The 23,719-nt window shown below is 58.2% G+C and carries 25 protein-coding genes and 1 tRNA gene; 13 read left to right on the forward strand and 13 right to left on the reverse strand.

Annotation, left to right across the window (positions count from 1 at the left end; all coding sequences use genetic code 11):
- Positions 1-86: 86 nt before the first annotated feature.
- Entirely contained in the window at positions 87-1,148 is a 1,062-nt protein-coding gene (degS, locus tag CKF42_RS11860; protein WP_046101068.1) for an outer membrane-stress sensor serine endopeptidase DegS, read from the forward strand.
- Positions 1,149-1,299: 151 nt separating this feature from the next.
- On the opposite strand, the gene epmA is transcribed toward degS, so the two are convergent.
- Positions 1,300-2,277, reverse strand: coding sequence for an elongation factor P--(R)-beta-lysine ligase (gene epmA / locus CKF42_RS11865; RefSeq protein WP_009092488.1), 978 nt, complete (start codon positions 2,275-2,277; stop codon positions 1,300-1,302).
- A 135-nt stretch (positions 2,278-2,412) separates the two neighbouring features.
- Here epmA and CKF42_RS11870 point away from each other — a divergent pair, with 135 nt between their 5' ends.
- Positions 2,413-2,937, forward strand: coding sequence for a lipocalin family protein (locus CKF42_RS11870; protein ID WP_111208268.1), 525 nt, complete (start codon positions 2,413-2,415; stop codon positions 2,935-2,937).
- A 54-nt stretch (positions 2,938-2,991) separates the two neighbouring features.
- Here the strand turns inward: CKF42_RS11870 and CKF42_RS11875 are convergent, their stop codons facing one another.
- From CKF42_RS11875 to efp, 3 genes are all read right to left on the reverse strand, one after another.
- Positions 2,992-3,126: an entericidin A/B family lipoprotein gene (locus CKF42_RS11875; RefSeq protein ID WP_003848302.1), complete on the reverse strand. Its 135-nt coding sequence runs from the start codon at positions 3,124-3,126 to the stop codon at positions 2,992-2,994.
- Positions 3,127-3,227: 101 nt separating this feature from the next.
- The gene (locus CKF42_RS11880; protein ID WP_009092493.1) at positions 3,228-3,359 is read right to left on the reverse strand and encodes an entericidin A/B family lipoprotein; all 132 of its coding nucleotides are present in this window, start codon (positions 3,357-3,359) and stop codon (positions 3,228-3,230) included.
- Positions 3,360-3,410: 51 nt separating this feature from the next.
- On the reverse strand, positions 3,411-3,977 hold the full coding sequence (gene efp / locus CKF42_RS11885; RefSeq protein ID WP_009092495.1) for an elongation factor P: 567 nt from the start codon (positions 3,975-3,977) through the stop codon (positions 3,411-3,413).
- 43 nt (positions 3,978-4,020) lie between these two features.
- On the opposite strand from efp, the gene epmB reads away from it, so the two are divergent.
- Entirely contained in the window at positions 4,021-5,049 is a 1,029-nt protein-coding gene (gene epmB / locus CKF42_RS11890) for an EF-P beta-lysylation protein EpmB (protein ID WP_009092497.1), read from the forward strand.
- 53 nt (positions 5,050-5,102) lie between these two features.
- On the opposite strand, the gene CKF42_RS11895 is transcribed toward epmB, so the two are convergent.
- The 4 genes from CKF42_RS11895 to CKF42_RS11910 form a co-directional block, all read right to left on the reverse strand.
- On the reverse strand, positions 5,103-5,450 hold the full coding sequence (locus CKF42_RS11895; protein ID WP_009092500.1) for a DUF4156 domain-containing protein: 348 nt from the start codon (positions 5,448-5,450) through the stop codon (positions 5,103-5,105).
- 320 nt (positions 5,451-5,770) lie between these two features.
- Positions 5,771-7,420, reverse strand: a complete 1,650-nt coding sequence (gene groL / locus CKF42_RS11900; RefSeq protein ID WP_058957038.1) for a chaperonin GroEL — start codon at positions 7,418-7,420, stop codon at positions 5,771-5,773.
- 48 nt (positions 7,421-7,468) lie between these two features.
- Entirely contained in the window at positions 7,469-7,762 is a 294-nt protein-coding gene (locus tag CKF42_RS11905; protein ID WP_009092502.1) for a co-chaperone GroES, read from the reverse strand.
- 228 nt (positions 7,763-7,990) lie between these two features.
- Complete coding sequence (locus CKF42_RS11910; protein WP_181161912.1) at positions 7,991-8,452, reverse strand: FxsA family protein; 462 nt, start codon at positions 8,450-8,452, stop codon at positions 7,991-7,993.
- A 327-nt stretch (positions 8,453-8,779) separates the two neighbouring features.
- Here CKF42_RS11910 and aspA point away from each other — a divergent pair, with 327 nt between their 5' ends.
- The 6 genes from aspA (at position 8,780) to CKF42_RS11940 (ending at position 14,523) form a co-directional block, all read left to right on the forward strand.
- Positions 8,780-10,216 (forward strand): aspartate ammonia-lyase, encoded by a 1,437-nt coding sequence (aspA, locus tag CKF42_RS11915; protein ID WP_009092504.1) that lies wholly within the window; start codon positions 8,780-8,782, stop codon positions 10,214-10,216.
- 111 nt (positions 10,217-10,327) lie between these two features.
- Entirely contained in the window at positions 10,328-11,629 is a 1,302-nt protein-coding gene (locus tag CKF42_RS11920; protein WP_111208269.1) for an anaerobic C4-dicarboxylate transporter, read from the forward strand.
- Between the two features lie 68 nt (positions 11,630-11,697).
- A complete protein-coding gene (cutA, locus tag CKF42_RS11925) occupies positions 11,698-12,012 on the forward strand; it encodes a divalent cation tolerance protein CutA (protein ID WP_111208270.1) in 315 nt (104 codons plus the stop codon).
- The gene (locus CKF42_RS11930) at positions 11,988-13,700 is read left to right on the forward strand and encodes a protein-disulfide reductase DsbD (protein WP_111208271.1); all 1,713 of its coding nucleotides are present in this window, start codon (positions 11,988-11,990) and stop codon (positions 13,698-13,700) included. The genes cutA and CKF42_RS11930 overlap by 25 nt, the downstream gene beginning before the upstream one ends.
- 64 nt (positions 13,701-13,764) lie before the next feature.
- Entirely contained in the window at positions 13,765-14,340 is a 576-nt protein-coding gene (locus tag CKF42_RS11935; RefSeq protein WP_046101062.1) for a transcriptional regulator, read from the forward strand.
- Between the two features lie 107 nt (positions 14,341-14,447).
- Positions 14,448-14,523: transfer RNA gene (locus tag CKF42_RS11940), tRNA-Phe, on the forward strand.
- A gap of 85 nt (positions 14,524-14,608) precedes the next feature.
- Here the strand turns inward: CKF42_RS11940 and argE are convergent.
- The 5 genes from argE to CKF42_RS11965 form a co-directional block, all read right to left on the reverse strand.
- The gene (gene argE / locus CKF42_RS11945; RefSeq protein ID WP_111208272.1) at positions 14,609-15,760 is read right to left on the reverse strand and encodes an acetylornithine deacetylase; all 1,152 of its coding nucleotides are present in this window, start codon (positions 15,758-15,760) and stop codon (positions 14,609-14,611) included.
- A complete protein-coding gene (locus tag CKF42_RS11950; protein ID WP_046101061.1) occupies positions 15,753-16,427 on the reverse strand; it encodes a DUF1028 domain-containing protein in 675 nt (224 codons plus the stop codon). The genes argE and CKF42_RS11950 overlap by 8 nt, the downstream gene beginning before the upstream one ends.
- On the reverse strand, positions 16,424-16,858 hold the full coding sequence (locus CKF42_RS11955; protein ID WP_009092511.1) for a RidA family protein: 435 nt from the start codon (positions 16,856-16,858) through the stop codon (positions 16,424-16,426). Before CKF42_RS11955 ends, CKF42_RS11950 begins: the two co-directional genes overlap by 4 nt.
- Before the next feature lie 19 nt (positions 16,859-16,877).
- The gene (locus CKF42_RS11960) at positions 16,878-18,143 is read right to left on the reverse strand and encodes an NAD(P)/FAD-dependent oxidoreductase (RefSeq protein WP_111208273.1); all 1,266 of its coding nucleotides are present in this window, start codon (positions 18,141-18,143) and stop codon (positions 16,878-16,880) included.
- A gap of 142 nt (positions 18,144-18,285) precedes the next feature.
- Entirely contained in the window at positions 18,286-19,203 is a 918-nt protein-coding gene (locus CKF42_RS11965) for a LysR substrate-binding domain-containing protein (protein WP_046101059.1), read from the reverse strand.
- A 464-nt stretch (positions 19,204-19,667) separates the two neighbouring features.
- Here CKF42_RS11965 and CKF42_RS11970 point away from each other — a divergent pair, with 464 nt between their 5' ends.
- The 4 genes from CKF42_RS11970 (at position 19,668) to CKF42_RS11985 (ending at position 23,719) form a co-directional block, all read left to right on the forward strand.
- Positions 19,668-21,191 carry an amino acid ABC transporter permease/ATP-binding protein gene (locus CKF42_RS11970; RefSeq protein ID WP_111208274.1) on the forward strand — a complete coding sequence of 508 codons (1,524 nt, stop codon included), beginning with the start codon at positions 19,668-19,670 and terminating at the stop codon, positions 21,189-21,191.
- A 27-nt stretch (positions 21,192-21,218) separates the two neighbouring features.
- Positions 21,219-22,091: a phytanoyl-CoA dioxygenase family protein gene (locus tag CKF42_RS11975; RefSeq protein WP_111208275.1), complete on the forward strand. Its 873-nt coding sequence runs from the start codon at positions 21,219-21,221 to the stop codon at positions 22,089-22,091.
- A 19-nt stretch (positions 22,092-22,110) separates the two neighbouring features.
- The gene (locus CKF42_RS11980) at positions 22,111-22,923 is read left to right on the forward strand and encodes a transporter substrate-binding domain-containing protein (protein WP_009092518.1); all 813 of its coding nucleotides are present in this window, start codon (positions 22,111-22,113) and stop codon (positions 22,921-22,923) included.
- A gap of 64 nt (positions 22,924-22,987) precedes the next feature.
- The gene (locus CKF42_RS11985; protein WP_009092519.1) at positions 22,988-23,719 is read left to right on the forward strand and encodes a class II aldolase and adducin N-terminal domain-containing protein; all 732 of its coding nucleotides are present in this window, start codon (positions 22,988-22,990) and stop codon (positions 23,717-23,719) included.

The raw sequence follows: 23,719 nt of genomic DNA on the forward strand, positions 1-23,719 counted from the left end.
TCGCATTATGGCGGACACAAGCGCGTGTGTGTCCGCCGCTCTCATGTTATTCTGCCCAGCGATCTCCCCTGGCGTGATTTAACACCATGTTTCTTAAACTTTTGCGTGCCGTAGTGCTGGGCCTGATTGTGGCGGGTATTTTACTCGCAGCACTGCCTGCACTGCGTATGGGCAGCGACGCCCTCTATAACCACGACGATATCAACGACGAAACGCCCTTCAGCTTCAATCAGGGGGTGCGCCGCGCCGTGCCTGCCGTTGTAAACGTTTATAACCGGAGCGCCCACGGCAACAACAACCGTGGCATTACCACCCTGGGCTCGGGGGTGATTATGAATGCCAAAGGCTACATCCTGACCAACAAGCACGTCATCAATAATGCCGATCAGATTATCGTGGCATTGCAGGATGGCCGCTTCTTTGAGGCCACGCTGGTCGGTTCCGACGGCATGACCGATCTGGCCGTGCTGAAGATCACCGCCTCCGGCCTGCCTGTCATCCCGATCAATCCCAATCGCCAGGCGCATATCGGTGATGTCGTGATGGCGATAGGCAACCCTTATAACCTGGGGCAGACGGTGACGCAGGGCATTATCAGCGCTACGGGCCGGGTTGGACTGAGTTCATCAGGCCGCCAGAACTTCCTGCAGACCGATGCGTCGATCAATCAGGGTAACTCCGGTGGCGCGCTGATTAACTCGCTTGGCGAGCTGATGGGCATCAACACCCTGACCTTTGATAAAAGTAACGATGGCGAAACGCCGGAAGGCATTGGTTTCGCCATCCCCACCGTTTTAGCCTCGAAGATCATGGATAAGCTGATTCGTGATGGTCGGGTGATCCGCGGCTATATCGGTATTACCGGTCGTGAGCTGCCGCCGCTGCATGGACAGGGCAGCAATCTGGATCGGGTTCAGGGCATTATCGTCAGCGTGGTGACGCCGGATGGACCGGCGGACAAGGCCGGAATTCAGGCCAACGATGTACTGCTCAGCGTAAACGGTAAGCCAGCCATCTCGGCGCAGGAGACCATGGATCAGGTGGCAGAGATTCGTCCCGGTTCCGTGATTGATGTGCAGGTGCTGCGCAACGATCAGAAACTGACGCTGCCGGTCACCATTCAGGAATTTCCTGATAACAGTGGTTAGCTGAAACAGGTGCCCGGTCAGGGGTGGCCCGGCTGATCGCAAAGAAGGCCGCCATCCCTGGCGGTCGGCCTCGCCATCCTGGCTCGGACGCTTTGCTCTTCATCCGGGCCACCCCTTCCCCTCTGCTCCGTCATCGTCTGTGAGCCACGGACTAGCAGCGATCAACCGGAAAGGCGATCACCTCACTCAGTGACTCTGCTTTTAACGCCAGCATAATCAGCCGATCGATACCCAGCGCGACCCCGGAACAGGCGGGCATACCGTGCGCCAGCGCATCCAGCAGATAAGTATCAATAGGATGGACCGGCAGACCGCGCGCCGCACGGCGACGGTTATCCTGCTCAAACCGCTGACGCTGCTCGCGGCTGTCGGTCAGCTCACGGAAACCGTTCGCCAGCTCAATGCCTTTGTAATAGACCTCAAAACGTTCAGCTACGCGGTGATCTTCGGTGCTGATCTCCGCCAGTGCCGCCTGACTGGCCGGGAAATGATAAACGAAGCAGGGTTTGTCCTGGCCAATCTTCGGCTCCACGCCCAGCATAAACAGCAGCATCAGCAGCGTATCGCGATCCTCTTCTGCACGCGCCAGCTCGCCTTCGCCCAGCTTCTCTGCCGCTTCACGCAGCTGCGCTTTATCTGCCGACAGCGGATCCAGATCCAGGTGGCGGATAAAGGCCTGCTGATAGGAGAGCGACTCTGCGCTGTCACACTCCAGCACCTGCTGCAGCAGATCGTCCACCTCATTCATCAGGCGGTACATGTCGTAGTGCGGCCGGTACCACTCCAGCATGGTGAATTCCGGATTATGATGACGTCCCGCCTCTTCATTGCGGAAACTGCGCCCCATCTGATAGATCGGACCACTGCCCGCTGCCAGCAGGCGTTTCATATGATATTCCGGGCTGGTCATCAGCCAGAGATCGCGCCCCTGCGACGCACCAGGCCCGACAAAACGCGTCTGGAAAGGCACCAGATGGATATCGGTAATAGTGGCCTGGCTCATCGCTGGCGTATCCACTTCCAGTACGCCACGATCGGCAAAGAAACGACGCACTTCCGCTAAAATCGCGGCGCGTTTTAACAAATTGGCGATGGATGCGCTTGGTTGCCAGCTTGCCGTTTCGCTCATGGTGATGACTCCTGATACAAATAAGGGGTGGAAGTCTACCTGCAATGCCTGCGGCAAACAATCTCATGCCGGCGATGCCAAAAACAGCGCTTCGGCTTCTATACTTAAGCAGTTAAATCACAAAGGAATCCCGCTATGTCTTTATGGAAAACCCTTGTCGCCAGCCTCAGCGCTTTTCTCTCCGTTGCCTGTAGCACCACGCCACCTAAAAACGTCACGGTTGTTGAGAACTTTGACAGCCAGCGCTATCTCGGTCAGTGGTATGAGATTGCCCGCCTCAATCATCCGTTTGAACGCGGTCTGGAGCAGGTCACGGCTAACTACAGCCCGCGTGAAGATGGCGGCCTGAAAGTGATCAATCGTGGCTATAACGTGAAAAAACAGCGCTGGCAGGAGAGCGTCGGTAAGGCCTACTTCACCGGTGAGCCGCAGCGCGCCGCCCTGAAAGTCTCGTTCTTTGGCCCCTTCTACGGCGGCTACAACGTTATCGCCCTGGATCCCGACTACCGCTATGCTCTGGTGTGTGGCCCGAATCGCCACTACCTGTGGATACTGTCGCGCACACCGCAGCTGGAGCCGGGCGTCAAAGAGAAACTGGTTGATCAGGCGCGCCGTGATGGCTTCCCGGTTGATGAGTTAATCTGGGTGAAACAGAAATAGTGCAGAGGGAATAAGCCGGTACAAAACCGTTTTCGTACCGGCTGTAATAACAGGTTACTTCGTGCTGTTCTGAATCGCCTGGCCACCCGCTTCGACGTCTTCACCCACGCCACGCGTAGTGTTGCAAGCCGTCAGCAGTGAAGAGAGCACCAGTACAGAGAAGATCGCGGCAATACTTTTCTTTAACATGACAATGTCCTTTTTGATGGATGTAAAGTACAGCGCTTTAAGCATAGCCGGATTTCCGGCGGATGCTGCCGCGGAACTTTAAAAAGGAGAAGCCGTTAAGGTCATTTTGCCGCACGCGAAATGGCACCACCTAAGTGGGAGACATCTTCGCCAAAACCGTGGAATGTGTTGCAGGCACTTAATGCAGAGGAGACCAGCAACGCGAATGCGATTAATTTTGCCAGCTTTTTCATTTTTTTCTCTCAGACAAGAAAAAGGCGCATCCGGAGATGCGCCTGCGAATCTTACTTCACGCGTGACACGTATTCGCCAGAGCGGGTGTCAACTTTCACCACTTCGCCTTCCTGAACGAACAGTGGCACTTTTACAACCGCGCCGGTAGAGAGCTTGGCAGGTTTACCGCCGGTACCGGCAGTGTCACCTTTCAGGCCTGGATCGGTTTCCACGATTTCAGCTTCGATAAAGTTCGGCGGCTGAACAGCGATAGGACGACCGTTCCACAGCGTAACGATACATTCTGCGTTGTCCTGCAGCCATTTCGCTGCTTCGCCCACAGTCTTCTCTTCAACCGGGAACTGCTCAAAGCTTTCCTGGTGCATGAAGTGGTAGAACTCACCGTCGTTGTACAGGTAGCTCAGGTTGGTATCCATTACGTCTGCGCCTTCGGCGGAGTCGGTGGATTTGAAAGTTTTCTCAACGCGAGAACCCGTCAGCAGGCGACGCATTTTAACGCGTGCGAATGCCTGACCTTTACCCGGTTTAACGAACTCACTGGATTCGATGGCATACGGCTCGCCTTCGAACATGATTTTAAGACCGGGACGGAAATCGTTGCTAGAATAAGTCGCCATGAAGGCCCTCTACGAAAATTGATACTGGTACTAAGCCAAAAAAATGGCACACATTGTAACCCTAAAAATACCTTCCAGAGAAGATTGGTTGCAGCAACTTGCTGATGTTGTCACTGAACCTGATGAATTACTGCGTATTTTAGCCCTGGAACAGCATCCTGAGCTGGCCGCTGGCGCGGATGCGCGGCGGCTTTTCGCTCTGCGCGTTCCGCATGCCTTCATCAGCCGGATGAAAAAAGGCGATGCGCACGACCCGTTGCTGCTTCAGGTTCTGACGCAGCGTCAGGAATTCATCGATACGCCTGGTTATAGCACCGATCCGCTCGATGAACAAAGTAACGCGGTGCCCGGACTGCTGCATAAATACCGCAACCGGGCGTTATTGCTGGTCAAAGGCGGCTGTGCGGTCAACTGCCGCTACTGCTTCCGCCGTCACTTCCCCTATCAGGATAATCCCGGTAATAAGCGAAGCTGGCAGGCGGCGCTGGACTATATCGCCGATCATCCGGAACTGGATGAGATTATCTTCTCCGGCGGCGATCCATTAATGGCGAAAGATCATGAACTCGCGTGGCTGATTGCCGCGCTGGAAAAGATCCCGCACCTGAAGCGGTTGCGCATCCACAGTCGTTTACCGGTAGTGATTCCGGCACGCATTACCGATCAGCTCTGTGAGATGCTTCGCGCGACCCGCCTGCAGGTGGTAATGGTGACGCACATCAACCATGCGCAGGAGATTGATGATGCGCTGCGTGAGGCGATGAGCAGCCTGAAGCGGGCCGGTGTCACCCTGCTGAATCAGAGTGTGCTGCTACGGGGCGTGAACGATAATGCGCAGACGCTGGCCACCCTGAGCAATGCCCTGTTTGATGCGGGCATTCTGCCCTACTATCTGCATGTGCTGGATAAGGTGCAGGGTGCCGCACATTTCTTTGTGTCTGACGATGAGGCGCGCCAGCTGGTGCGGGCGTTACTGTCACAGGTTTCCGGCTATCTGGTGCCGAAACTGGCGCGGGAAATTGGCGGAGAGCCGAGTAAAACGCCGCTGGATTTACAGCTGCGTCAGGAATAAAAACGGCCAGCACAAGGCTGGCCGCTGAGATTCGCTGTACTACCCATGCCACATTATGGGCACTTGTAGACCTGACCGGTCATTTTGCTGTCCAGAGGCGCAAACGCAGACAGCAGATTCTGTGTCGGGCTGGTGGCACCATAAATCACGTTGCCGCCCATCTCCGCGGCGCGATTGCGCAGGTCATTGGCTGCACCGCGCAGTGCGCTGGTTTCGCCGCCTGCACCGCTCAGCCAGTTGCTCTGTGAGCCGGTAAGGTTGCCCAGAAGCTGGCAGGAACTGGCAGGCTGCTGATCGGTAAACGTCACGCGCTCGCCTGCTGAAGAGAGTTGCGTAGAGCTGCTGCAGCCCGCCAGCAATAACACGCCAGCCGTCAGTCCGGGCAAGAGGTTAATCCGCATTGTAATCCCCATTTATTATCATCAGAGTCGGGTGGCAGCGTAGCAGAAAAAAAGCACTTTTTTCTGCACATTCATTGCCTTAATCCCGTTATATCCCCTCAATATTTCATGTTACATCTCGGCGACGCTGCCTGCCTGAAGAATGAACTGAACATCAGTGAATTCAGCCGGACAACTGCAGACAGCGTGCAGACAACGGGAAATATCAGGAGGAAAGACGTACGATTGCGCCACTACTTATACTATTTTCCTGCCCAAAAGAAAAACCCCCGGCCGTTTCCGGTCGGGGGTTCTTTTGTGACTCAGGCAGTCAACGGCAATTACATCATGCCGCCCATACCGCCCATGCCACCCATACCGCCAGCGCCTGCGCCTAAATCAGGTGCGTCGCCTTTTGGCAGGTCAGTGACCATGCACTCGGTAGTGATCATCAGACCCGCAACAGAGGCCGCGTACTGCAGCGCAGAACGGGTCACTTTGGTTGGGTCCAGGATACCGAAGTCGATCATGTTGCCGTACTCTTCAGTCTGCGCGTTGTAACCGTAGTTACCGTCGCCCGCTTTCACGTTGTTCGCCACAACAGAAGGCTCTTCACCGGCGTTAGAGACGATCTGACGCAGTGGTGCTTCCATCGCGCGCAGCGCAACTTTGATACCGACGTTCTGGTCTTCGTTCTGACCACGCAGCTCTGACAGCTGTGCTGCAACGCGAACCAGCGCCACACCACCACCTGCAACCACGCCTTCTTCGACAGCAGCACGGGTTGCGTGCAGCGCATCTTCAACGCGCGCTTTCTTCTCTTTCATTTCAACTTCAGTGGCTGCGCCCACTTTCAGAACGGCTACGCCGCCTGCCAGTTTCGCGACGCGCTCCTGCAGTTTTTCTTTGTCGTAGTCAGAGGTCGCTTCTTCGATCTGCTGACGAATCTGGGTAACACGGCCCTGAATGGTGTTCTCTTCACCCACACCGTCGATGATGGTGGTGGTGTCTTTGTTGATCACAACACGTTTTGCCTGACCCAGATCTTCCAGCGCAGCTTTTTCCAGCTCCATACCGATCTCTTCAGAGATGACGGTACCGCCGGTCAGGATAGCGATATCCTGCAGCATGGCTTTACGACGGTCGCCGAAGCCTGGTGCTTTAACCGCAGCCACTTTAACGATGCCGCGCATGGTGTTGACCACCAGCGTTGCCAGGGCTTCACCTTCAACATCTTCCGCGATGATCAGCAGAGGTTTACCGGCTTTCGCAACGGCTTCCAGCACGGGCAGCATTTCACGGATGTTAGAGATTTTCTTGTCAGCCAGCAGGATGAACGGCGATTCCAGTTCAACCGCACCGGTTTCTGGCTTGTTGATGAAGTACGGTGACAGGTAGCCGCGATCAAACTGCATACCTTCAACCACATCCAGCTCGTCCTGCAGGCCGGTGCCTTCTTCAACGGTGATCACGCCTTCTTTACCCACTTTTTCCATCGCCTGAGCAATCAGCTGGCCCACGGTTTCATCGGAGTTAGCAGAGATAGTACCTACCTGCGCAATCGCTTTAGAGTCTGAGCAAGGTACAGACAGCGCTTTCAGTTTCTCAACGGCAGACACAACGGCCTGGTCGATACCGCGCTTCAGGTCCATCGGGTTCATACCCGCGGCAACGGCTTTCAGACCTTCGGTGATGATAGCCTGCGCCAGTACGGTCGCGGTGGTGGTGCCGTCGCCTGCAGCGTCGTTCGCTTTAGAGGCCACTTCTTTCACCATCTGCGCGCCCATGTTCTCGAACTTGTCTTCCAGTTCGATTTCACGCGCAACGGACACGCCATCTTTAGTGATGGTCGGTGCACCAAAAGATTTATCCAGAACCACGTTACGGCCTTTCGGGCCCAGGGTAACTTTTACTGCATCTGCCAGTACGTTCACGCCACGCAGCATTTTTACGCGAGCGTCATTACCGAATTTTACGTCTTTAGCTGCCATTTCAATTGTCCCTTAAATTCGTTTCGTTCAGTGAGTTACGCGAAAAAATTACGCTTCGACAATCGCCAGAATGTCGCTTTCAGAGATGATCAGCACTTCTTCGTTGTCGATCTTTTCGGTTTTAGCGCCGTAACCTTCGTTGAAGATCACCACGTCGCCAACCTTCACGTCCAGCGGCTTAACGTCGCCACTCTCAAGGATGCGGCCATTGCCGACAGCCAGAACTTCACCACGGGTAGATTTACCGGCTGCAGAACCGGTCAGCACGATGCCGCCAGCTGATTTAGCTTCAACTTCTTTACGCTTGACGATGACGCGATCGTGCAATGGACGAATTTTCATGTGATAGCTCTCCTTTGAGAAGTCCAATCATTCAGTTTTGGGGTTGAACACCGGGCTGCATGGCTTCCGGCCTCGTGACCTGTGAGATAGGGCCATCCCCACCCGCTTTCAAGGGGGCTAACAACAAATTTTTTCTATGGAAGCCATAAGTGATGCTTTTTTAAACAGACGACGGCACAAATAAAAAACGCAACCCGGAGGTTGCGCTTTCAGTGGTGACAATGGCGGTTAACGATCCTGGTGATCGTCGTGATGCTCAAGGCGATCGCTGTTTTTACGCTCAAACTCGCCGTCCATCGTGTAGCCGCTGTCCGGTCCGGCTCCCGGCCCGCGCCAGACGCGCAGATGGGGCATCAGCTTCAGCGTGAGATGCTTCTGAACCGGGGGCAGCAGCAGCAGCAGGCCCAGCAAATCGGTAAAGAAGCCCGGCAGCAGCAGCAGGAAACCGGCGATGATCAGCGAGACGCTTTTGATCATCTCCGTGGCCGGGCTTTCGTTACGCGCCAGCTTCTCCTGCATCAGCATGAAGTTTTTCATGCCCTGATTTTTTACCAACGAGACCCCGATGCAGGAGGTGAACACCACCAGCAGCATGGTCAGCAGCACGCCCATGACGTGCGCGACCTGGATGAACAGTGAAATCTCAATCCAGGCCAGAACAAAAAAGACTAATAACGGTATCCAGCGCACCGTACTCTCCTGTAAGTAGAGGCTGAACGGCAGCGTGCCGGTCAGCAGAAAGCGTTCATCCTGAGGAGGATAAGAAAAGAGATGGGCACCCGCGCCGCCCTTTTCAACCGATCCTGTCAAATTTATCCTGCGGGGTTAATTTTGTAACCAACTTCACATATCGTTAACCCGGCAGCAGCATTAGCGATCTGCATGCGTGCTTTTCCCGGGCATCAGAATATGATCGCACACGCCTCTATGAAGACGGATAATATGTCGGCACGGGCACACCACGACAAAATAAACACATCCTTTGTGATGGTTAGCGGCAACAACAAGAAGGTTATCATGGCGAACAACATTCGTATCGAAGAAGACCTGTTAGGTATGCGCGAAGTTCCGGCGGATGCCTATTATGGCGTTCATACTCTGCGTGCGATTGAAAATTTTTATATCAGCAACAGCAAAATCAGTGACATACCTGAATTTGTCCGCGGTATGGTGATGGTAAAAAAAGCAGCAGCGATGGCTAACAAAGAGCTGCAGACCATCCCGCGTAACATTGCCGATACCATCATTCAGGCCTGCGACGAAGTGCTGAACAAGGGCCGCTGTATGGATCAGTTCCCCGTGGATGTCTATCAGGGCGGCGCCGGGACCTCGGTCAACATGAACACCAATGAGGTGCTGGCAAACATCGGTCTTGAGCTGATGGGCCACCAGAAAGGGGAATACCAGTATCTCAACCCCAACGACCATGTAAACAAGTGCCAGTCCACCAACGACGCCTACCCGACCGGTTTCCGCATCGCGGTTTACAGTTCGCTGCTGAAACTGCTTGATGGCATCAGCCAGTTGTCTGAAGGCTTCCAGCGCAAAGCCGATGAATTCCAGACCATCCTGAAAATGGGCCGAACCCAGCTGCAGGATGCGGTGCCGATGACTCTGGGGCAGGAGTTTCACGCCTTCAGCGTGCTGCTGAACGAAGAGACCAAAAGCATTCTGCGCACCGCCGAACTGCTGCTGGAGGTTAACCTTGGCGCGACCGCCATCGGTACCCGTCTTAACACGCCGGATGGCTATCAGCATCTGGCCGTGCAGCGTCTGGCGGAAGTCAGCAACCTGCCGGTCATTCCGGCGGAAGATCTGATTGAAGCGACCTCCGACTGCGGTGCCTATGTGATGGTTCACTCGTCGCTGAAACGCCTGGCGGTGAAGCTCTCTAAAATCTGTAACGACCTGCGCCTGCTCTCCTCGGGTCCGCGCGCCGGCCTGAATGAAATCAACCTGCCTGAGCTGCAGGCGGGCTCCTCCATCATGCCGGCCAAAGTGAACCCGGTGGTACCGGAAGTGGTTAACCAGGTCTGCTTCAAGGTGATTGGCAACGACACCACCGTGACCATGGCTTCTGAAGCGGGTCAGCTGCAGCTTAACGTCATGGAGCCGGTGATTGGCCAGGCGCTGTTTGAGTCGATCAGCATCCTGACCAACGCCTGTTACAACCTGCTGGAGAAGTGCGTCAACGGCATCACCGCCAACCGCGCGGTGTGCGAGGCCTACGTCTTCAACTCAATTGGCATCGTGACCTACCTCAACCCCTACATCGGCCACCACAACGGCGACATCGTCGGCAAAATCTGTGCCGAAACCGGGAAAAGTGTGCGTGAGGTGGTGCTGGAGCGCGGCCTGCTGACGGAGAGTGAGCTGGACGATATCTTCTCGGTGCAGAACCTGATGTATCCGGTTTATAAAGCAAAACGCTACACCGATGAAAACGAGCAGTAGGGTTTAACCCACGCGGGTTAACCAAAGGCACACCGCGATCAACATGGTGTGCCTTTTTTTTTGGTACACAGCATTCCCGGAGTTCACCGGTTAACTTTGCAGGAGTGATTCATGTTTGTGGTTGAGCTGCTTGTCGTCCTGATGGCGATCTGGCTGGGCGCACGTCTTGGCGGCATTGGTATCGGATTCGCCGGCGGGATGGGGGTACTGATCCTGACGCTGGGCTTTGGTATGGCACCCGGCGCTATCCCGTTCGACGTGATAGAGATCATCATGGCGGTGATCGCCGCCATCGCGGCGATGCAGGTGGCGGGCGGCATGGACTATCTGGTGAGCCTGGCGGAACGCCTGCTGCGCCGACATCCGCGCCACGTCACGCTGCTGGCCCCGCTGGTAACCTACCTGATGACGCTGCTGGCAGGCACCGGTCACACCGCTTTCTCGACGCTGCCGGTGATCGCGGAAGTGGCCAAAGAGCAGGGCGTGCGCCCTTCCCGTCCGCTGTCGATTGCGGTGGTGGCGTCGCAGATCGCGATTACCGCCTCTCCCATCTCCGCCGCCGTGGTCTTTTTTGCCACGCTGCTGGAACCGCGCGGCGTCAGCTACATCACGCTGCTGGCGATTGCGATCCCCGCCACGATGGTGGGCCTCTTCCTGGCCGCGCTGGTCACTAACTTCCTCGGCAAAGAGCTTAAAGATGATGAGGTTTATCAGGCGCGTCTCGCCAAAAGGGAAGTTACCCTGCGAGGTGCCAGCGTCTACCAGCCGAAGCCGGGGGCGAAACGCTCGGTGCTGCTGTTTCTGACGGGCATTATTGCCGTGGTGCTCTATGCCACCGCCACCAGCGCCAGCGTCGGGCTGATCGCCGATCCGCCGCTGCCACGCAACGAAGCGATTGTGGTGTTTATGCTGACCATCGCGACGCTGATTAGCCTGACCTGCAAACTCGACACCAGCGAAATCCTCAGCGCCAGCACCTTTAAGTCCGGCATGAGTGCCTGTATCTGTGTGATGGGTGTCGCCTGGCTGGGCGACACCTTTGTCAAAGCGCATCTGGCAGAGATTCAGACGCTGGCGGGCGACACGCTGAAAACCTATCCGTGGATGCTGGCGCTGGTGCTCTTCTTTGCCTCCATGCTGCTCTACTCACAGGCGGCGACCACCAAGGCACTGATGCCGGCCGCCCTGCTGCTGGGCGTCACCCCGCTCACCGCGATTGCTTCCTTTGCGGCGGTATCGGCACTGTTTGTGCTGCCCACTTACCCCACACTGCTGGCCGCCGTTGAGATGGACGATACCGGCTCCACCCGGATTGGTAAGTTTGTGTTCAACCACGCCTTTATCATTCCCGGCGTTATCGCTATCGCGCTGTCGGTGCTTTCCGGCTTCATCTTTGGCGGACTGCTCTTGTAGCGGTGCCATCGTGTTATGAAGGGAGCATGCTATCATCGGCGCTCTTTTCATCACACAGGAGTCACAGGATGAATGCCGTCGTTATGCTCTGTACTGCCCCCGATCAGGCCACGGCGCAACAGCTTGCGACCCTGGCGCTGGAAGCCAGGCTGGCGGCCTGCGTCACCCTGCTGCCCGGCGCGACCTCCTGCTATCGCTGGCAGGGCCGGATTGAGCAGAGCAGTGAAGTGCAGATGCTGCTGAAGTGCGACAGCGATCATCAGCAGGCACTGTGCGATCTGCTTAAAGCCGCGCACCCTTACGACGTGCCCGAACTGCTGGCACTGCCGGTTCAACATGGAGACAGTGAATACTTGTCATGGCTGCACGCATCTCTCGCTTAATAACGCTTCTGCTGACGCTGTTTGTCTGTCTGCAGGCGCACGCTTCCCTCTTTTCCAGTCCGGCGACCGGCCGCTTTGTGCCCGTCAATCAGGCCTTTACGTTTGATTTCGACCAGCAGGGTGCGCAGCTCAACCTGCACTGGAAAGTGAAGTCAGGCTATTACCTCTATCGCCAGCAGATTCACATCACGCCAAAGAATGCGACCCTCGCACCGCTGACGCTGCCTGCCGGAGAGCCGCATGAAGATGAATTTTTCGGCAAGAGTGAGATCTATCCGCAGGATCTGACGCTGCCGGTGACGCTGCAACAGGCAGGCCCGGGTGCCACGCTCAGCGTGACTTATCAGGGCTGTGCGGCTGCCGGCTTCTGCTACCCGCCGGAGACGCGATCCGTGCCGCTGAATGCGGTAGCCGCAGACAGCCCGCCAGCGTCCGCCAGCGCTAAGGCTGAGGTTCAGCCCGCCTCCGCCAGTCCGCTACCCTTTTCGCCACTGTGGGCGTTGCTGATCGGCATCGGCGTCGCCTTTACGCCCTGCGTGCTGCCGATGTACCCGCTGATCGCCGGCATTATCCTGGGCGGCCAGCGCCATTATTCGCTGGGACGCCTGTTTGCCCTGGCGATGGTCTACGTGCAGGGGATGGCGCTGACCTACACGCTGCTGGGCGTGGTGGTCGCCGCAGCCGGTCTGCGTTTCCAGGCCGCCCTGCAGCATCCCTGGGTGCTCATCACGCTCTCGCTGCTGTTTATCGTGCTGGCTCTCTCCATGTTTGGCCTGTTTACCCTGCAACTGCCCGCCAGCCTGCAAACCCGCCTGACCCTGTGGAGCAATCGCCAGCGGGGCGGATCGCTGCCCGGCGTCTTCCTTATGGGAGCGCTGGCGGGATTGATCTGCTCGCCCTGCACTACGGCTCCGCTCAGCGCCATTCTGCTCTACATCGCGCAGAGCGGAAATCTGTGGGCCGGCGCCGGTACGCTGTGGCTCTATGCCGTCGGGATGGGGCTGCCACTGATCGCCGTGACCCTGTTTGGTAACCGCCTGCTGCCGAAAAGCGGCCCGTGGATGCAGACCGTCAAGGAGGGCTTCGGGTTTGTCATCCTGGCGCTGCCGGTGTTCCTGCTGGAGCGCATCGTGGGCGAGGCCTGGGGATGGCGGCTCTGGAGTCTGCTTGGCGTGGCGTTCTTTGGCTGGGCGTTCAGCCTCAGCCTGCGTGCCAGCAGCGGAAAGTGGCGCGTCGTGCAGATTGTCATGCTGGCCGCTGCGCTGATCAGTGCGCGACCCTTGCAGGACTGGGCCTTTGGCGATCCGGCCACGCAGCAGGCGGTAACCCCCCTGCCGTTCCAGACCCTTCAGACGCCGCAGCAGCTCGACAGTGCGCTGCAGCAGGCCCGCGGTCGCATCACGATGGTCGATCTCTATGCTGACTGGTGCGTCGCCTGTAAAGAGTTTGAAAAATATACCTTCAGTGACCGCGCCGTGCGCGATAGCCTGCGTCAGGTGCAGCTAATGCAGGCCAACGTCACCGACAACAACGCCCGCGACAACGCACTGTTACAGCATCTTCAGGTACTGGGCTTACCCACAATTCTGTTCTTTGATGCGCAGGGCCGGGAAATCCCCGGTTCGCGTATCACCGGGTTTCTGGATGCCGCTGATTTCCGCGCGCATTTGCAGAAACTTACCCCGTAAACAACACTGGAGTCAGGTCATTGCCCGGTAAAACAGCCGGGCCTGCATACCAGAGGAGAGTCACTTGCAGCGTGAACAGATACTCGAGCATGCATTGAATGTGCTTGAACAGAACGGCCTCGCCGCCACCCTCTCATTGGAAAACCTGGCGGGTTCCGGATTACCTTCAGAGCAGCTCCGGCTGTTCTGGCCCGACCGCGACGCCCTGCTCTACGATGCGCTGCGCTATCACGGGCAGCAGATTGAAACCTGGCGTCGCCAGATCCTGCTGGATGCGTCGCTGTCGGCAGATCAGAAACTGATGGCACGCTATGAAGTCCTGAGTGAACAGGTCAGCAAAGGGCGTTTTCCGGGCTGCCTGTTTATCGCCGCCTGCAGCTTCTACCCGCAGCCCGATCAGCCCATTCACCAGCTGGCCGAGCAGCAGAAACGCGGCTCCTGGCAGTTTACCCATGAGATTCTGGTGGAACAGGGTCTGGATAACCCCAGCATGGTCGCCGACCAGATGGAGCTGATTCTTGAAGGCTGCCTGAGCAAGCTGCTGGTGAAGCGCAACGTGCAGGATGTCGCCACCGCTCAGCGCCTGGCGGAAGATGTTTACAACATCGCGCTGTGCCGCAAAAACGGGGCGCTGGCCTGAGGTTTTACCCCTTTTGACTGAAAAGCAGGCAATCAGACACGTTTTCCGGGGTTTTTTAGTGAAAGCCGTTGACGGCCTGCGGCCTTTACGGTTTAATGCGCCCCGTTGCCCGAATAGCTCAGTCGGTAGAGCAGGGGATTGAAAATCCCCGTGTCCCTGGTTCGATTCCGGGTTCGGGCACCATATTTAAAGAACCCAGCCTATGGCTGGGTTTTTGCTTTTCAGAGCGAACCCGTTATCGAACGTTCGATACACGCGCCACATGCCATTACGCCGCACGCATCCAGTCGCAGAGATGACCCAGCATCGCCATGCAGCGTTCAAGCTGCGCCACCGCGACAAACTCATCCGCTTTATGTCCCTGTGCCATACTGCCCGGCCCGCAAATCAGCGTGGCGATCCCCACCTCATTAAATAACCCCCCTTCCGTGCCAAAGGCCACGGTAGAGAAGGCCTCGCTGCCGCTCCAGTCAGCCAGCCAGCGGGCGAAGTCGCTCTGTGGATCGGTTAACAGACCGGGATAGGCACCCAGCGGCTCAAAAGCAATATCGCTCTCGGGTGCCTTCTCCCGCATAGCGGGCAGCAGCTGATGACGCGCAAAGGCCGCAATATCCTCCAGCACCGCCCCGGCATCGGCCGTGGGCAGCGTGCGCAGCTCAAAATCGAACTGACAATCCTGCGGCACAATATTCAGCGCCGTCCCCCCCTGAATCGTGCCGACCTGCAGCGTGCTGAACGGTGGATCGAACCGCGCATCCTGCGTCTGCTGCAGCGCCGTACCGACGCGGGTGATGTGGTTAATCAGCTTCGCCGCCTGCTCAATAGCGTTGACGCCGGAAGGCGCATAGGCGGAATGGCAGGCGTGGCCTCGCACCTGACAGCGCATCGCCACCTTCCCCTTATGACCATAAACCGGCTGCATATTCGTCGGTTCGCCGATAATGCAGAGCGCCGGTCTCTCCGGCGACGCTCGCAGGTGCGCCACCAGCGAACGCACGCCCAGGCAGCCCACCTCTTCGTCATAGGAAAACGCCAGATGGAGCGGCATACGCAGCGGCTGCGCCAGGAAGCGATCCAGCGAAGCAAGCACGCAGGCGATGAACCCTTTCATGTCGGCGCTGCCGCGGCCATAGCAGCGTCCGTCGCGCTCCGTCAGTGCAAAGGGGGGAACCGTCCAGCGCTGACCCTCGACCGGCACCACGTCGGTGTGCCCCGACAGCAGCACGCCGCCATCGCCCGCCGGTCCCAGTCGTGCATACAGGTTAGCTTTCGTTCCGCTCTCGTTATAAAAAAGCTCAGCCGTCATGCCGCGCTGTGCCAGGGCGTCACGGATAAAGGCGATCAGCGCCAGGTTCGATTCGCGGCTGGTGGTATCGAAGGCGAGCAGGGCCGAGAGCGTCTCGCGCAGCGCGCTATTCATCGCCTGGCACGCCGTAGGCCGGTGCCTCGCGCGGGTCGAGGGCGCGCGTCACGTAGGCCTCCATCTGCGGCTCGTAGGCGAGCCACAGGCGTGACAGCTCGCCGACCGGATCCTCGTCGGCCCAGTCCACCCGCAGATCCACCAGCGGCCAGGTGTAGTCATCCACCACCTTCACGGCAGCAGAGTGTACCGGCCCCGCCTCGCCGCCTCGCGCAATCCCCGCCTGCAGTGCGGCGATCAGCCGGCTGGTCAGCTCGCCGGAGGAGGCGTGAAAGGCCGCAATCATCGCGTCGATCACCGCGCCGTCGGCCAGCATATTGCCCGCCGCCACGCAGTTTTCTCCCTGCGCGACCTTCCAGACGCCCAGGGTTTCGCTGCCGCTGAAGTGGGCCACCTCACCGCCGGAATCGATTACCGTGACCTGACGATACTCACTGAAGCGATCCTCCGCCAGGGCCAGCCTCAGCGCCTCCTGCGCTGAGGCACCCGCTTCCAGCTGCGCCAGAATCTGCTGTCCCAGTGCGGGCAGCGTAATATTCTGGCTGGAGACCGCCCCCGTCCCCGCCTGCAGCCAGGGGCAGCGTGCCCCGACCGCAATGCTGGAGGAGCTGATGGCAACGCCCAGCTGCCCGCTCTCTTCGCAACGCGCACTTATTGAAAGGGTCATTGCGCCTCCTGGCCGTGCCAGTTATCCGGGATCACCGCAATCACGTCGATCTCCATCAGCCACTGCGGCTGCGCCAGCGCCGAAACCACCAGCCCGGTCGAGATCGGGAAAACGCCCTTCAGCCATTTACCGACTTCCAGATAGACCGGCTCGCGGAAGCGCGGATCGGTGATATAGGTGGTGGTTTTCACAATATGCGACAGGTCACTGCCCGCCTCTTCCAGCAGCTGCTTCACGTTCTTCATCGCCTGTGCCGCCTGCACGCCAGGCTCCCCCAGCCCGACCAGATTACCGTCGAAGTCGGTGCCGACCTGGCCGCGTACATAAACGGTGTTGCCTGCACGCACGGCCTGACAGAGATCGTTGTCGAGCGCCTGGTTGGGATAGGTCTCTTTGGTATTGAACATGCGGATGCGGGTATGGGTTGGCATCATTGCTCTCCTGCTCGGTTTATAAGGACGACGCGGTCGGGTAGTGCTGGTACTGGCGCTGAATCGCAATCTGGTCAGCGATATATTTTGCGTCGTGCCACACGCCCCAGATAAAGGTAGAGCCGCGGCGGGAGAGCCAGGGCAGGCCGAGAAAGTAGACGCCCGGCTCGGTGGATACGCCACGATGGTGCTGCGGTTTTCCTTTCTCATCGAAAGCGTCGACCGCCAGCCAGCTGTAATCCGCCACATAGCCGGTCGCCCAGATGAGGCTGGTCACGCCCGCGCGGGCAAGGTCGAGTTCGCTGAGCGGATGAGTCACACAGCGGGGATCGGGCATAAAGTGACGCGCCTCCGGCTCTTCCGGCAGATCGAGTCCGTTGCGGGCAATCCAGGCATCCGCCGCATCCAGCAGCGCCAGATAGCTGGCGTCGCCGCGCGCGATGTTCTGCGCAAGGTCGGGCTGAAAGCGCACCGTGTCGCCGTCGAACGCCTGCGTCATGCCCACCAGATTCACTCCCTGGTGCGCCAGGGCGCGGAAATCCACCGTATGGCCGCCGCGCGCCCCGCTTACCGCGATAGTGACGTGCTCTTTGCCCGGCTGGCTGGCCGCCGCATCCCACATGCCCAGTACACCGAGCCACCAGCAGAAGTCGCGCTGACGATAGGCGCGCGGCGGACGATCGTGCGGACCCACGGAGAGATAGACGGTTTTTCCGGCGCGCTGCAGCTCATCGGCGATCTGCACGCCGGAAGAGCCCGCCCCGATGACCAGCACGCCCCCCTCCGGCAGCTGCTGCGGATTGCGATAGTCCGCCGAGTGAAGCTGTGTCAGACGGTCGCTCTCCGGCGCGACTGGCGGAATGACCGGCTTCTGAAAGGGACCGGTGGCCGCGACGATGCGCTGCGCTTCAATGACGCCCTCCGAGGTGCGCACGGTAAAGCCTGCGCGCCCGCTGTTGCGTGCCACGTGCAGCACCTCGACGCCGGTGCGGATCGGCGCGTGAAACTTCTCTGCATAGGCGACGAAGTAGTCCGCCACCTTCTCTTTGGCGACGAAGCTGTCGGGTTCGCATCCCGGAAAGGCCATACCGGGAAAACGATCGTGCCAGGCGGGACCGTTGGCCACCAGCGAATCCCAGCGTCCGCTGCGCCAGGCCTCGGCGATGCGGTTTTTCTCCAGCACCAGATGCGGAACGTCGAGGCGGCTCAGGTGTTCGCTCATGGCGACACCCGCCTGCCCGGCGCCAATCACCAGGGTATCAATTTCTGTTTTCATCTCTGTCATTTCCGCGTCCTTCAACCAGCCGCCGGCTGATATATTCACCATAGGAGAGGTTTCCAAGACTATTTGAGCCGACAGAGCGGGTAAAATATTATAAAGCTAACACCTGCATAGGAATTTATTAGGCTGCGCGCCAGGCGCATTATTAACGCGCCGCAACCGGAAAAAGTTCGGCGCGACGACAATACTCCATAAATAATTGCGCCGGTCGGGTTGGCTCATTATTTTGCAGGTAAGCCATAATGAGCGTTGAGTCCGCCATCTCATCTTCTATCTCAAGATGAATTAATTGCTGCCCGTCATAGGTCATATCAGAACAGGGGCGCGTCACCAGCACGGAAAAACCTAATCCCTGACCCACCATACAGCGCACCATCTCAATCGACGGCGAGCTGTAGGCGACGTCGGGATGGTAGCCCTTCTCTTTAAAGATGCGGATAAAGTAATTTTTGCTCGGAATCGCATCCAGCAGGATCATCGGCTCGCGGCTCAGCTGCTGCAGCGTCACCGTCGCCTGACTCGCCAGCGGATGCGCGGCGGGCAGCAGCGCATAGGGGCGATGCGGCGCGTTCAGCGGCTCTTTTTTGATGGAGTGGTCAAGATCGAGATCGTAGAGAAACGCCAGATCGAAACGACCGCGGTGCAGCCCGTGCATCAGCTCATGCTGCTCGCCGTCATAGAGTTCAATGGTGATATCGGGATAGATTTTTTTAAACCCGGCAATGAGTCTGGGCAGATAGAGCGGCGCAGCCGACTCAAAGCAGCCGACGGCGATGGTGCCGGAAACCAGCTGATGCTCGGCACGCGAGTTCTGTTCAAACTCATAGGAGAGGCGCAACAGATCGCGCGCCTTCTCGTAGAAACGGCGACCGCCCGGCGTCAGTGAGACGCCCTGAGCGTGGTGGCGGATAAACAGCTGCTGGTCAAAGGTATCTTCGAGATTTTTGATGGCAATGGAGATAGAGGGCTGCGCGATATGCAGCTGGCGTGACGCTTCGGCGATGCTCTCGGTTTCGACCACCGTGACGAAGTACTTAAGCTGTTTCAGCGTGAATCGCATCATAAATTATCTCTGTTAGCGCGCTCGGCTGGCGCACTTTCTGGCAGGTTCTCTTCTGCTGCAAGGGTCATGCCACTCCTGCGCCCCGTAAACGGGCAGCGCCCCCGGACGCACCACGGATCGCTTCATTCGCTTTGTGACTGATATTTCATGGCCGGAAGCGGTTTTATTTTGTCACCCATACGCCTTAATTTTTTTATTGCCTCATTTTGGCTCAGGGCTGCTCTTTTTCAGAGCAGGCAGAGGAGACAATTGAATTTCCCGTATGGAAAACATTTCCTGTTTAAATTAATCAGCATCATGTATGTTTCGCGCCCTCTTTTTTTACTGGATAGTTTTTTTAAAGTCTGAAGGCAGCAATTTACTAATTGCCTCAAATTAGCCGCAGCCGCCATAGTGTCAATCAATCGACAGCGGCGAATTTTTTATTTCTGAAATTCGCGTTATTTAAGCGAGTGAAATGCCTCATGACTTTTAACTGGAACTATATGTTCAGCCTGTTCAGCGACGCCGAATTCTGGCTGGCGAGCTGGACCGTCATAAAACTGAGTTTACTCACCTGGGGCATCAGTATCGTCGTAGGATTTGTGCTCGCGCTGGCAAAGCAGTCGAACCGCCTGGTGTTCAGCCTGCCGGCTCGCGGCTATATCTGGCTGTTCCGCAGCCTGCCGCTGCTGGTGCTGCTGATTTTTGTCTACAACCTGCCGCAGGCCGCACCGGGCACCTCCGCCCTGCTCAGCGATCCCTTCTGGGCGGGCCTGATCGCCATGGTGCTCAGCGAAAGTGCCTACATTGCTGAAATTCATCGCGGCGGGCTGCTCTCCATTCCAAAAGGCCAGAGTGAGGCCGCCCGTGCCCTGGGGCTGCGCTTCGCCGGTATCCAGTGGCGCATCATTATTCCGCAGGCGGTGCGCGTCGCCCTGCCCGCGCTGGCAAACGAATATATCGCCATCGTGAAGCTCAGCTCGCTGGTGTCGGTGATCTCCCTGACCGAGATCCTGATGGTCGGCCAGCGCCTCTATTCGCAGAACTTTCTGGTCATGGAAACCATGGCGGCGGTCGCCTGCTACTACGTGCTGATTGTCACGGTGTTCGATTTTCTGCTGAAACAACTGGAGCGCTATCTCGACGTTACCCAGCGCCGCCCGGCTGGCAAGGTGGATGACGCGCTCTATGCCCTGGCGCAGCGTCGCGCAGCCACCCCGCTCGCCCGTCCGGTGGCGCAGAGCAGCGGCCCGGCGCTGCAGGCGTCACGGCTGCATAAAGCCTATAACAACGTTGAGGTGCTGGGGGCGGTCAGCCTGCAAATTCAGCCGGGTGAAGTGGTGTCGGTCATCGGACCGTCCGGCTCCGGCAAAACCACGCTGATCCGCCTGCTGAACGGGCTGGAGCAGATCGATAATGGCGAAATCCGCATTAACGGCCAGCCCTTTATCCATCTCAGCCAGCAGGGCGAGCAGAAGCCGCGCTTTATTGAGCATGCCGAGCACCGCCTCAGCATCGGCATGGTGTTCCAGAGCTTTAACCTGTTCCCGCATCTCAGCGTCCTCGACAACCTGATGCTGGCGCCGCGCTATCACCGGCTGGCCTCGCGCGATGAACTCAAACAGCACGCCTGCGAACTGCTGCATAAAGTAGGCATGCTGGATCACGCATGGAAATATCCGCACCAGCTCTCCGGCGGCCAGCAGCAGCGCGTGGCTATCGCCCGCGCCCTGATGATGCGCCCGCAGATCATGCTGTTTGATGAGCCGACCTCCGCGCTCGATCCGGAAAAGGTCAATGAGGTGTTGCAGGTGATCGAAACCCTGGCGCACGAAGGCATCACGATGGTGATCGTGACCCACGAGATGAACTTCGCCTTTAAGGTCTCTGACCGCATCGTATTTATGGAAAAAGGGCGTGTGATCTGTGATGACGCGCCTCAGGCAATGCGCAGCGGAGAGCATCCGCGCGTGGAAGCCTTTCTGAAGGATGTTTCTCTGGCTTAACCCATTTATCCGCACGAGGGGAAAATCATGATCGAGCAGTGGCAGGTAGAGCAGTATCACCAGCAGGGTTTTCTGGTGGTGGAGAATGTCCTCAGCGCCGACGACATCGCCGCGCTGCAGCAGGACTTTGATGGCTGGGTGGAAGAGAGCCGCACTCATCAGGCGGCCTGGGGCGAAACGCTGGATGGCCGCGCGCGTTTCGATCTGGAAGAGGATCACCGCGCCGACCATCCGTCGCTGCGCCGCGTCAGCTCGCCAACGGAGATTTCCGCCGCCTATCGCCACGCCGCGCTTCAGTCGCGTATGGCGCAGATCGCCGGTCAGCTCACCGGCAGTCAGGGCGCACGCTTTCACCACAGTAAGATCAACTCCAAGCTGCCGCACACCGCGACCAAAGTGGAGTGGCATCAGGATTTTCTCTTTACGCCGCACAGCAACGACGACATCGTCACCGCGCTGCTGATGGTGAGTGAAGTGACGCCGGAAAACGGTCCGCTGAACGTGGTGCCGGGCAGCCACAAAGGGCCGCTCTACTCTCACTGGCAAAACGGCCGTTTCACCGGCGCGGTCGATAAAAGCGTGGTCGGGGCGGCGTGTTCGCAGCCTGCGGCCTGTTTCGGCCCGCCCGGTTCGGTCTGCTTTATGCATACCCGCCTGCTGCACGCCTCCAGCCCGAACGAGACCGGGGTGCCGCGCACGCTGTTTATCGCCGTCTACGCGGCGGAAGATGCGCTGCCCTTTGGCGAAAACCCGCTGCCAAGCCGGGATGCCGGCACCCTGGTCGCAGGCGAAGAGAGCGGCATGGTGCGCAGTACCGTTAATGAGTTCCGTCTGCCGCAGAAACCGAGCGGCGCATCCTTTTTTGTCCAGCAGGCCGGAACCGATCCTGCCCGCGCGTAACCGCCACCACGGAGGCTTTATGAAATCTGTTGCCCTGACTTTTTTAGCCGCCAGCATCGCGCTGGGGTCGTTTAGCGCGTCGGCGTTCCAGCAGCCGGGAAAAATTATCGCCGGCTCTGACATGACCTTCTTCCCTTATGAGTACATTGAGAACAATAAACCGGCGGGCTTCGACATCGAGTTTCTCGACGGGCTGGCAAAAGTGATGGGCCGACAGGCGGTTAACCTCGACACCCGCTTCCCCAACCTGATTACCGGTCTGCAGGGTAACCGTTTCGATATCACCAACTCCTCAATGTACATCACCGCCGAGCGTCTGAAGGTGATCGATATGATCCCCTATCTCAAGAGCGGTGAGGCGATCCTGTCGCTGAAAGGGGCCGCCTACCAGCCGAAAACGCCGGAAGAATTTTGTGGTCACAAAATTGGCTCAATGGGTGCCACCTCCTGGCTGCAGCAGCTGCACAAGCTCTCAGCCGACTACTGCGTGAAAAATGGCAAGCCGCCGATCGCCATCAGCGAATACACCACCGATCCGCAGACCACCCAGGCGATGCTTTCGCATGCGGTTGAAGCGCAGATCACCGACGCCGCCGTCGCGCGCGGCGTGGTACAGAAGCTGGGCAACCGCGTGCAGATCTCGTCGGAAACACTGATCTACCCGGTGCTTAACGGTTTCGGCGTGAAGAAAGGCAACGATGAGGTGAAGCAGGCGCTGATCGACGGGCTGGAGAAGTACAGCAAAACCCCGGAGTACGCCGCTCTGCTGAAGAAATATAACTTTGAGGCACCCAGCGCAGAGGATATTAAAACCCTGATGCCGACGCCGTAATCCCGATACGGGCGTCAGCGAACCGACGCCCGCCTTCCTTTCTCACCCCCATCAGGAGAGATTTATGGCGCTCTCATTTGAAGAACAGACCCGCATCGATCTTGCTGCGACCTTTCGCATTATTGCGCATCTCGGCATGCACGAGGCGGTCGCAAATCACTTCAGCGCGGCGGTCTCTGCGGATGGCCGGCAGTTTCTGCTTAACCCGAAGTGGAAGCACTTTTCCCGCATCCGCGCCAGCGATCTGCTGCTGCTCAACGCCGATGACCCCGCCTGCGCGCAGCGCGACGACGTGGACGCCACCGCCTGGTCGATTCACGGTCAGATCCATCAGCGGCTGCCGGAGGCGCGCGTGGTGCTGCATCTCCACCCGATTTACACCACCAGCGTCGCCTGCCTGGCTGAGCCACATATCCCGCCGGTCGACCAGAATACCGCCCGCTACTTTAACCGTGTGGCGATCGACACCCTGTACGGCGGCATGGCGGACACGGCCGAGGAAGGTGCACGGCTGGCGGGTCTGCTGGCGGGCAAGAGTCGTCTGCTGATGGGCAATCACGGCGTGATGGTCACGTCGGCACACATCGGCGAAGCCTTTGACGATATCTGGACGCTGGAGCGCGCCTGTCAGATCCTCGTGACCGCCTGGTCTACCGGCCAGCCGCTGAAGATCCTCAGCGACGCGGTGGCGGAGAAGACGGCGCGTGCCTGGGAAGGGATACCCGACTTTTCACGCCAGCATTTCGAGGAGATGAAAGCGCTGATGGTCGCCGCCGACCCCTCGCTGCTCGACTAG

The organism is Pantoea sp. ARC270, assembly GCF_003236725.1.
Lineage (GTDB): Bacteria > Pseudomonadota > Gammaproteobacteria > Enterobacterales > Enterobacteriaceae > Pantoea > Pantoea anthophila.

What these genes read in the sequence shown, in the direction of transcription:
- CKF42_RS11975 (WP_111208275.1), top strand. Translation starts at nt 21,219, where the DNA reads ATGATCGAGCAGTGGCAGGTAGAGCAGTATCACCAGCAGGGTTTTCTG.
- CKF42_RS11960 (WP_111208273.1), bottom strand. Translation starts at nt 18,143, where the DNA reads ATGACAGAGATGAAAACAGAAATTGATACCCTGGTGATTGGCGCCGGG.
- CKF42_RS11930 (WP_111208271.1), top strand. Translation starts at nt 11,988, where the DNA reads ATGGCTGCACGCATCTCTCGCTTAATAACGCTTCTGCTGACGCTGTTT.
- cutA (WP_111208270.1), top strand. Translation starts at nt 11,698, where the DNA reads ATGAATGCCGTCGTTATGCTCTGTACTGCCCCCGATCAGGCCACGGCG.
- CKF42_RS11955 (WP_009092511.1), bottom strand. Translation starts at nt 16,858, where the DNA reads ATGCCAACCCATACCCGCATCCGCATGTTCAATACCAAAGAGACCTAT.
- CKF42_RS11980 (WP_009092518.1), top strand. Translation starts at nt 22,111, where the DNA reads ATGAAATCTGTTGCCCTGACTTTTTTAGCCGCCAGCATCGCGCTGGGG.
- efp (WP_009092495.1), bottom strand. Translation starts at nt 3,977, where the DNA reads ATGGCGACTTATTCTAGCAACGATTTCCGTCCCGGTCTTAAAATCATG.
- CKF42_RS11875 (WP_003848302.1), bottom strand. Translation starts at nt 3,126, where the DNA reads ATGTTAAAGAAAAGTATTGCCGCGATCTTCTCTGTACTGGTGCTCTCT.
- CKF42_RS11905 (WP_009092502.1), bottom strand. Translation starts at nt 7,762, where the DNA reads ATGAAAATTCGTCCATTGCACGATCGCGTCATCGTCAAGCGTAAAGAA.
- CKF42_RS11965 (WP_046101059.1), bottom strand. Translation starts at nt 19,203, where the DNA reads ATGATGCGATTCACGCTGAAACAGCTTAAGTACTTCGTCACGGTGGTC.
- argE (WP_111208272.1), bottom strand. Translation starts at nt 15,760, where the DNA reads ATGAATAGCGCGCTGCGCGAGACGCTCTCGGCCCTGCTCGCCTTCGAT.
- CKF42_RS11950 (WP_046101061.1), bottom strand. Translation starts at nt 16,427, where the DNA reads ATGACCCTTTCAATAAGTGCGCGTTGCGAAGAGAGCGGGCAGCTGGGC.
- groL (WP_058957038.1), bottom strand. Translation starts at nt 7,420, where the DNA reads ATGGCAGCTAAAGACGTAAAATTCGGTAATGACGCTCGCGTAAAAATG.
- aspA (WP_009092504.1), top strand. Translation starts at nt 8,780, where the DNA reads ATGGCGAACAACATTCGTATCGAAGAAGACCTGTTAGGTATGCGCGAA.
- CKF42_RS11880 (WP_009092493.1), bottom strand. Translation starts at nt 3,359, where the DNA reads ATGAAAAAGCTGGCAAAATTAATCGCATTCGCGTTGCTGGTCTCCTCT.
- CKF42_RS11985 (WP_009092519.1), top strand. Translation starts at nt 22,988, where the DNA reads ATGGCGCTCTCATTTGAAGAACAGACCCGCATCGATCTTGCTGCGACC.
- epmA (WP_009092488.1), bottom strand. Translation starts at nt 2,277, where the DNA reads ATGAGCGAAACGGCAAGCTGGCAACCAAGCGCATCCATCGCCAATTTG.
- degS (WP_046101068.1), top strand. Translation starts at nt 87, where the DNA reads ATGTTTCTTAAACTTTTGCGTGCCGTAGTGCTGGGCCTGATTGTGGCG.
- CKF42_RS11895 (WP_009092500.1), bottom strand. Translation starts at nt 5,450, where the DNA reads ATGCGGATTAACCTCTTGCCCGGACTGACGGCTGGCGTGTTATTGCTG.
- CKF42_RS11870 (WP_111208268.1), top strand. Translation starts at nt 2,413, where the DNA reads ATGTCTTTATGGAAAACCCTTGTCGCCAGCCTCAGCGCTTTTCTCTCC.
- CKF42_RS11920 (WP_111208269.1), top strand. Translation starts at nt 10,328, where the DNA reads ATGTTTGTGGTTGAGCTGCTTGTCGTCCTGATGGCGATCTGGCTGGGC.
- epmB (WP_009092497.1), top strand. Translation starts at nt 4,021, where the DNA reads ATGGCACACATTGTAACCCTAAAAATACCTTCCAGAGAAGATTGGTTG.
- CKF42_RS11970 (WP_111208274.1), top strand. Translation starts at nt 19,668, where the DNA reads ATGACTTTTAACTGGAACTATATGTTCAGCCTGTTCAGCGACGCCGAA.